General features: G+C 38.5%; 7 protein-coding genes. 1 reads left to right on the top strand and 6 read right to left on the bottom strand.

The window, feature by feature from the left end; all coding sequences use genetic code 11:
* Positions 1-374: hypothetical protein (locus B4N75_RS02175; protein WP_296706495.1), on the top strand; the 374-nt coding region annotated here is incomplete at its 5' end.
* Here the strand turns inward: B4N75_RS02175 and B4N75_RS02170 are convergent.
* The 6 genes from B4N75_RS02170 to B4N75_RS02145 all read right to left on the bottom strand — a co-directional run.
* Positions 371-1,246 (bottom strand): SPL family radical SAM protein, encoded by an 876-nt coding sequence (locus tag B4N75_RS02170; RefSeq protein WP_296706494.1) that lies wholly within the window; start codon positions 1,244-1,246, stop codon positions 371-373. The genes B4N75_RS02175 and B4N75_RS02170 overlap by 4 nt on opposite strands.
* A 5-nt stretch (positions 1,247-1,251) precedes the next feature.
* On the bottom strand, positions 1,252-3,864 hold the full coding sequence (locus B4N75_RS02165; RefSeq protein ID WP_296706492.1) for an ATP-binding protein: 2,613 nt from the start codon (positions 3,862-3,864) through the stop codon (positions 1,252-1,254).
* A 2-nt stretch (positions 3,865-3,866) separates the two neighbouring features.
* Positions 3,867-4,946: a metallophosphoesterase family protein gene (locus B4N75_RS02160; RefSeq protein WP_296666595.1), complete on the bottom strand. Its 1,080-nt coding sequence runs from the start codon at positions 4,944-4,946 to the stop codon at positions 3,867-3,869.
* A 127-nt stretch (positions 4,947-5,073) separates the two neighbouring features.
* Complete coding sequence (locus tag B4N75_RS02155) at positions 5,074-6,081, bottom strand: virulence RhuM family protein (RefSeq protein WP_296666600.1); 1,008 nt, start codon at positions 6,079-6,081, stop codon at positions 5,074-5,076.
* A gap of 94 nt (positions 6,082-6,175) precedes the next feature.
* Positions 6,176-7,777 (bottom strand): HNH endonuclease, encoded by a 1,602-nt coding sequence (locus tag B4N75_RS02150; protein ID WP_296706491.1) that lies wholly within the window; start codon positions 7,775-7,777, stop codon positions 6,176-6,178.
* A gap of 68 nt (positions 7,778-7,845) precedes the next feature.
* Positions 7,846-8,851 (bottom strand): helix-turn-helix transcriptional regulator (locus B4N75_RS02145; RefSeq protein WP_296706489.1); only part of this gene is annotated, 1,006 nt, incomplete at its 5' end.

Raw genomic sequence — 8,851 nt, 5'->3', positions numbered from 1 at the left:
CCTTAACTTGGATTTTTTCGATTCCGCTTTGGAAGCCGTTTTTAAAATTCGTGATGAACGTTGCCGAATATGAGACCGTTTTTAGGATTGCTTTAATTGAAACTGGATTTTACATAACTTTTATTTTCAACACTTGCATTTTTGATGCGACTTTTTACGGACTTGGAAAAACAAATTATATGCTGATTCAGTCCGTCTGCATTGATGTGGTTTATTATGGAATTATGTTCATTTTGTACTGCGCAGGAATTTTTGTTCCATCTTTGACAGGAATCTGTCTGATGTTCGGAATCGGAATGTCTCTTGACTTTATTCCATCGGCGATACTTTATGCACATTTGCTGAAAAAACTAGAGGTTCGCATTAAGATTTAAAACTCAAACATTCCCTGCGCGGCATCCAATTTTTCTTGCGGAAAAGCGTTCATGTACTCAAACACTTTTTCCGGCCGCCACTCGATTCCGGATTTCTGACATTCGCTTGTGATGATCCGCATCAGGCGGCCGTTTTCCGGGCTTGTAACTTCGTAGGCGTTTCCGTAAGTGCGGACGTATTTTTCTTTCAGTCCGGGAAAATGCCTGTCGAGCTTGCTGTAGAAATATTCTCGGTTTCCTTCGCGCAGCGTAAGTCCGATTCCAAAGCAGATTATTCCGCGCACCTTTTCCTGAACACAGATTTCAAGGAGGCGGCGGATATTCTGCTCAGTGTCGTTTATAAAAGGAAGAAAAGGCGAAAGCCACACGACTGTCGGAATTCCGCGTTTTCTGCATTCGGCAAGGACTTTCGCGCGCCCGGCCGTTGTGCAGACCGCATGCTCGATTGTCCGGCACAAATTTTCGTCCGCGGTTGTAAGCGTCATCTGGACAACGGCTTTTGACTTTGCGTTGATTTCTTCTATTAAACTGATGTCTCGCAGAATCAGGTCGCTTTTTGTCTGGACGGCAATTCCGAATCCGTGCCTATTGATGACTTCAAGGCAGCGGCGCATAAGGGAGAGTTCCGCCTCGCAGTGCATATAAGGATCGCACATCGCGCCTGTTCCAATCATGCACTTTTTGCGCTTGGAGGAAAGCTTCTGCTCCAGAAGCTCAGCCGCATTCCGCTTTACCTCGATGTCTTCAAAGTCATGGTTCATCTGGTAGCAGCGGCTGCGCGAATCGCAGTAAATGCAGCCGTGCGTGCAGCCGCGGTAAATGTTCATTCCGTTGCGCGCCGAAAGAATTCCTTTTGCCTCTGTAAAATGCATATCAGCTACACAGCCCTGCTTTTATGGCACGCAAAATAAATCACCTGGTTTTCTTTTGCAATTTTTTTTACAAGCTGCAAAGCGTTCGGAACTTTCTCGTCATCAAGATTTACAAACGGGTCATCTAAAATGACTGGCGGCTTGATATTTTCAAAAAGCGCGTCCACAAGCGCCATACGGGAGCAAAAATTCACCATGTCCTTGTAGCCGTCGCTAAGAAAATTGCTTTTGTGCGTCTTGCCGTTGTCATCAAGCAAAACTTCCAAATCTGTGTTTATAATCAGGTTTACAGAAGAGCCGAGCATTTTTACGTATTTTTCAAATCCTTTTTTCATCGGGTCGCTGTAATTCTCGTCAAGATTTTCCTTGGCTTTTTGGAGCAGTTCCAGAGTTTTTGAAAAAATTTCGTATTCGGCGGATTTTTCGCGTTTTTCAAGCGTAAGCCGCTCGATTTCAGTTTCAACGTCGTCTTTTTTTTCGGTGTCGGCAAGATTATCGCTGATTATTTTCTGATAGTCTGACAGAATCTTGTTTTTAGAAGAAAGTTCTTCAGACACAGCTGAAAGTTCATTCTGCAGGACGTCAACCGGTTTTTCCGGCTTTGTAAGATTTTCAAAAGACTCAATTTTGTTGTTCGGGTCGTTTTCAAACTCCTCAATTTTCTTTTTTTCGGAAAGAATCTGACTCTCAACGTTTTTTATTTCCGTAAGTTTTCCGTGAATCTCAAGAACCTGATTTGCATAGCTTAAAGTTTTTTCAGTCTTGTATTGAGAAAGAATCGCTTCAAGTTTGCTTTTTTCTTCGCTTTGAATTCTTAAATTTTCAGAATCGGCGTTGATTTTCTTTTTAAGCTCTTCAAGTTTCGCAAGTTTTTCGTTCAAAATCTGAATATCCGCAGGCACAGAAGAAATATTTTCCGTCTTGCAGTAGCGTTTTGTAAAAGCCCGGATTTTTGTCTCATATTCTTCCGGCGTGATTTTCTGCGAGTTCAGCCACTTTTTGTATTCGTTTTCTTTTTGCAAAAGCCTTGAATAATCGCTGAATTCCGTGCTGATTTTTGTGAGCGCGCCAATTTCTGAAGAGTCGTTTTCAGAATATTTCTTGATGAAATTTTTGTACGATACCTCCAGATTTTCCGCGTGGCTCTGTTTCTCTGCAATTTCTTTTTTAAGGCTAGAAATTTTCTGTTCAATTTCCGAAAAATCCTGTCTTTTCCCTTTTATAACAATCGCCAGAATCATAAAAAGAATAAAAACCACAACTCCAGAAAGCCCAAGAATTATGTTGTTCAAGACAAATCCAAAAATTCCAGCCGCCAAGCCAAAAAATCCAAGTGTTGCAAACACAATTTTTTTCGGATTTTTCTGTTTTTGCTGCAAAAGCGTGTTCAACGCATTTTCTTTTTCAAAAAGCTCATTCTTTAGCTCGTTTATTTGATTTTTTTTCTGCTGAACTTTTGCAATGTCAGAAATACAGCCGTCGATTTTTTCCTTTGAAACATCTGAATTTTTGTATTTTTGGCTCAAAGAACTAAATTCCGAATATTCCGGCTCCGTAAGTTTTTTTGCGCTTTCAGACTGCTTAAAATTTTTGTATTCATTGTCAGTTTTTAGACATTCCTCAATCTGAGACTTTGAAGGAATATCGCCGGCAAAATAATTTTTCAAGGTTTCATAGAAATCTTTTTCAGTTTGGCTTGCAGACTGATTTTTTATGTTCGACTCAATCGTTGTATAATTGTTTGAAATTGAATCGATTTTTTTTACAGTTTCTTCCGTTGGAATTTGCCCGTTAAAAAAATCGCAGAGAGATTTCTTTTCATTTTCGGATTTTTTTAGGTCATTTTTAAGCTGCTCGTATCTTGTTTTGCCTTCAAATTTTGCCCAAATAGAAATTTGCTCCGCAACAGATTCCTGCTGTTTTTTCAGCTCAAGAATTTCTTTTTGAATCCCAGAAACTTTTTCTTCATAAGCTGCGTTTTCTTTCAATTTTGAATCAATTTCTTCTATATAATTTCTATTTGCGTCAATTTTTTGCTGGATAGCCGGAATCTCGCCTGTTCCCTTGTTTCTTCCTTGCAGCTCCTTCGATTTTTTTTCAAGAATTGCCGCCGCTTCCTCAAAATTAGAAATATCGCCGCTTTCAACAAGATTGTTCAGCTTTGCGGTGATGTCCGCCGAGCCGACCGGAGAATCTTTTAACGTTACAAAAACGCTCCGCGCATAAGAATCCCGGTTGATTCCAAAAATTTCAGTTCCCAAATCTTCCGAAAAATCAAAAGAAGGTTTATTCGTTTTTAAATCGCGCAGCTCAAATGTATCCTCATTTTTTTTTGAGCCAAAAGTTCTGTTCACTAAATATTCTTTGCCGTTGTGGCAAAATATCATGCTTCCGCCGTAAACTCCGCCCTGCCACGGAAAATATTTCAGCTTTTCATTTTTTTCAACGTCTTTTGAGGCTGTGTGTTCCATTCCGTAAAACATTGCTTTTATAAAAACTGAAAGAGTCGTTTTTCCCCAGCCGTTTTCATAGACAAAAGAATTTACGCCTTTTTTCAAATCTATATCAACATTGTGGAATTTTCCAAAATTATTTATGTGAATTTTTACAATTTCCATTGCTAAAGTCTCCCCGCCAACGCTTTTATGCCGGTCATAATAATCTTGATTTTTTGCTCTTCAGAAAGATTCTGCTGATTTTTTACAAGACGGATAAATTCACCTTTTAGCGAAACATCTTTTTCATATTTTGTGAAATCGATTTTTGTTTCAGTTTTATCTTTTACACGCACATAAAAATAGTCCGAAGCCAATGCCGACTGGTAAGATTCTGGCTCAATTTCAGTTTCCTCAGAAAGTTCGCCTGTCAAATCAACCTGAACAATATCTTTGGAAGAAATTCCAGCAAGAGAATCCGTTATTTTTTGCATAATATCTGAAAAATCCAGAACTCCAGAAAGTTTCACAGGAATTTCATGAACAATTCTTTTTGAAACCGGAACAAATTTTGCCTCAACTTTATTATTTTCAATATCCAGAAGAACAAATCCCTTTTTTCCACACTCGTCAAAGCCGCGCCCTTCAAGACAGCCCGAATAGCACCAGGAACAGCGGTTATCAAGTTTTTCAATCTTAAAATCGTGGATGTGCCCCAAAGCAATGTAGTCAATGTTTTTATTCGTCAGTTTTGGCAAGGAAATTTCCGGAGCGTCATTCTTTGGCTTGTACTCGGCAATCTGTCCATGCAAGACAACGATATTCACTCGGGAAGGATCAGGATTCAGCTCGCTGTAAGCCGCCAACGGAATTGACGAGGAAAATTCGCGACCGTAAATATCAACATTTTCATACGAATGTTTTTGCCATTTTGATTTTGAAAAACGCTTTAAATTCGGAACCAGTTTTTCTTCAAAAAAATCAACATTCTCGTCATGGTTTCCCCGAAGATACAAAAAATCAATTCCAGGATTCTGCTCAATGATATAAAAAATCCGCTGCTTTATTTTTTTCTGCTGGTTTTCCTTTGTGTCAAACAGGTCGCCGGCAATAATTATCGCTTTTACACCGTTTTCCCTTGCAAACTCAACCATTTTCGCAAAAGAATCGACAATCTCATTCCGCCGGAGTTCCGCATTCTCCTTTGAAAAATGCGTTCCCATTTTAGAATCAGCGTGAATGTCAGCACAATGTATAATTTTCATCAGTTGATAGACTCCTGAATTTTGAAACTTTCTTTTTATTTTACAATTATAGCATGAAATAAACGGATTTTATAGATTTTCCAGATTTCTAACTCTCACTCATACTTCGTTATTAGCTTGTGAATGTCTATTTTCTGTTTTTTAATAATTTTTCGGCTTCATCCAGCATTTTCATCTCTTCTTCATCCTGCCTGTCAGCCTCTTTTGCCTCAAAATTTTTTCGTCGCCTGTCAAACTCCAGATAAATCTCCTCGACTTTTTTGTCTGCCAGTTTTCTGTTTATAGAGCCTTTATCATGCAAAAGCGGCAGATAATGACCGGTAATAATTTTGTCCGCATTTTCTTTCCAAAATTGCATTGTCAAATCTTTTCGCATTTTTACAATCAATTCCGCGCTTTCCAAGAAAATTGTCACAATACGGTTAAGCGAATCCAGCTCATCATGCGTAAGATAATTCTTGCTTGCATAAATATCCTGCTTGCGGACGATTTTTCCCTTCCAGCTTGTAAGGTTCATATTTGGCTTTGAACTGTCGGCCCGGCTTAGAATCAGCTCAGGCGCAGTCATTTTTGTGACAGCAAAAATCAGCTTGTTCTGGATTTCAGCAAAAAACATCTGGGTGGCTTTATCAATCGCGTCATAATCTGAACAAAGAGAAAACAAATCTCGGAGCTTCTGATAGAAACGCTTTTCGCTCGCGCGGATGTCCCGGATTCGCTCAAGTAGCTCATCAAAATAATCAGGCCTGCCGTCAGGATTTTTCAGCCGCTCATCATCAAGAACAAATCCCTTTGCAAGGTATTCAGAAAGATTTTCGTTTGCCCAGCGGCGGAACTGAGTTCCACGAATACTTCTCACACGGAAACCAACCGCAATCACCATAGGAAGCGCATAATAAGTAACATTGTAATTCTTGCCGTCCGAGGCAGTTGTTAAGAAATCCTTAACAACTGATTTCTCGTCTAATTCCTTTTCCTGCAAGACATTAGCAATATGCATACTGATATTCGGCTTAGAGGTGTCAAAAAGCAAAGCCATCTGCTGCTGGTTCATCCAGACAACACCATCCTTTGAATAGAGCCTGACATCGGCTTTTCCGTCATCTGTCTTGTAAATTATAAGTTCATTTTGCATGATTTGTTGATTGCTCCGTATTTCAGAATTACATAGCTGCCCAGATATTTTTCAGAAAGATTATCCAAAAATAATTTTTTTTCATAAAAAATACCTACTCCCTAATCAACTCCATATAATTCAATGGCTTTGCAAGAACTAATGCACCATCTGGAGTTTTCCCAGTTTCAAAAACTTCTCGCCAAAAATCATAGTTTTTCTTTCCTGAGAAATGCGTGCTTGCCATGCTCTTGTCTTTCCATAATGGCAAGGCAGCTAAGTTTTTCACAAATTTTCTAATATTTGCCCATAGCACATCTGAAAAACTTTCCTGAAACAATTTCCTAGAATCATATAATTTTCCTGTGTTTGTAAAATAACTTTCAATCACTTTCTTCAAGTATTGCAGCCAATTATAAAGAACTTCTTCTTTGCTCATTCTATATGCGATTAAATGTGCATCTGTAATATCAGAATCTTTTTTGTCAATTATTTTCTGTTCAATTCGGGAAACACCGACTTCTGGATTAAATTTATTTATATAAATTTCTTCTGCAATAATATTCAACACCTGAATCAACTGATTTATTTCTAGTTCTCTTGGATTTTCTCCCTCATCTGTTTTATAGCTTAAATTTGTCTTTAAAATCAGTTTTGAATCTATAAAAGTTGAAAGAAAAGTTTTTTCAAATGCACTATACGAAATTGGCAACTCTTTTGCTTTCCCTTCAAAATCAATATAAGCCTTCAGCAAATTATCAGAAGAATGAGTTATTGTGTGTTTTATGCTGTCTACAATATATTTTCTTATATTGGCGTTCTCGCCTTTAAAATATTCAACAAGCTGCTCTTCTGAAAAATCAAAACAGTCATTACTCAAATTATGGTCATTTTGATACTTTGTTATCGTTTCATAATATAAAGTATTGTTCAATTGCCTCATTATACTCTTATCAAAAGCAATCTGACGTAATGAACTTCCCGCATTTGTATTAGTCTCAATCAATCTATCCACATTCGGATTTATAAACAGACGAAGCAATAATTTTCTACTTCCTAAAAGTATCTGAGCAACAGCTTTATGTTGTCCATCAAAAATTTGTATTTTTCCATTATTTATTCTTGCCAGTGATAAATGAAGCTGTGGATTTCCTTTTGAAAATTCTTTTACAAGCAACGAAATACTCGAATTTATACCACGTGGATTTATCAAATCATCATGGAAAATATATTCTAACGGAACTTCTATAAAGCAGGAATTTTCTTTAGAAAGTTTGTCTTCATAAATCTTTGATTTGTAAATATTAGTATCATTGATTTCAGAAAAAGAATAAATGATTTCATCGTTTTCAATCTTATATTTGAATTCAAACTTAGAACCTTTTTCTTGTTCCAACAAGTCTTTCAATGAAGCTGAACGATTTTCTTTTGCAAGGACATCATCTTGCAATGTCTTTAATCGATATAGAATTCTTGCAATATTCAGATTCGCATCTTTTTTGCTTCTATTACAACTTGCGTGAGTTAGAGCAAAATTTGACTTGTCATCTTTTCCTCTATTAGCCAATGGCACTATATGATCTATATCCGTTTCCTGAAGCTGCAAATCAATTTCTTTTTGACAAATATAACATTTGTTTGACTGAATATCTGCCAAATCTTTTTTTAATTTTTCATATTCATCTTTTGACAAGCTTTCCAAAAATTTTGAATGCATTTTTTATTCCTCTGAATGTAAATTAAACATTGCAATTATAGCATGAAATAAACGGATTTTATAGATTTTCATTTCTCCTGCGTGCCATACTTCCCCGCGATCTTCTCACATTCCGCGCGGATTTCTTCCCTCAATCTTTCAGGTTTTATCACCGTAACGGAATCGCCGAAGCCCATTGCCCAGGAGAACACCATCTGCTTCTGGTTCGAGCTGAATTTCAGGAGAACTGTGCCGTCCTCATGCTGCGCAATCAGCTGATTTTTGTGCCATTCGCGCTCAAGAACGTAGTTCGCCATCTTTGCGGAAAAGAGGAATTCATATTCTTCAGGCGGCTCAGGATTGTTCCAGATTCCAAAGTTCAAGTCGATGTGCCTGTGAATGTCAAAATCTTTCGGAACGGAAAAAGTTTCGCCGGCAGGAACGATATTTTTTATCCGCGAGAGAGCGAAAACCCGAAAATCCGCCGCACCGTGGTCAAAGCCAAGCACATACCAGTTTCCTTTCTGGCAGACAACGTGATAGCAGTCAAAAATCTTTTCCTTAAAAACCTTGCTCCCGGAGCTTTTGTATCCGAACGAAACAACCGAGCGGCTCTTTATCGCCTTGAAAATCTGATTGAAAACCTCCGCATCGATTTTCGGAAGCGGATCGGAAATAAAACTGACGTCCGTGTTCAAAAACGAGGAATCCACAGTAACCGTGTCGGGCAAAAAAGACGCGATTTTCGACATGATATTCTTGAACGAGCGTTCCAAAGGCGTGTTCTTGTACTGCTCCAAAAGCGGCATCACCGTGGAAACCGTAAAAAGCTCGCCTTCCGTAAGCACGACGTTCGGCACGGAAAAAGTCGGGTCTGTGTAATGATACATTTTTTTAGTCTTGTCGTATTCAAGAGGCGCGTTCATTTCGTCCCGGAGCCGCTCAAAATCACGCTCAACAGTCCGCTTGTTCACCCCGAACTTAAAAACCAGCTCGTCCATGCCCACAAAAGCCCCGCCGCGGAGCATCTCGTCAATCTGAATAATGCGTGTAGTGCGGCGGATGTCGTCGCGTTTTTTGTCAGAAGCCATGTTT

Origin of the sequence: Treponema sp. UBA7570 (assembly GCA_002477955.1) — a bacterium.
Classification (GTDB): Bacteria; Spirochaetota; Spirochaetia; order Treponematales; family Treponemataceae; genus Treponema_D.
The sequence above is the reverse complement of the archived record's forward strand: the minus strand, read 5'-3'. Positions and strand labels throughout refer to the sequence as shown.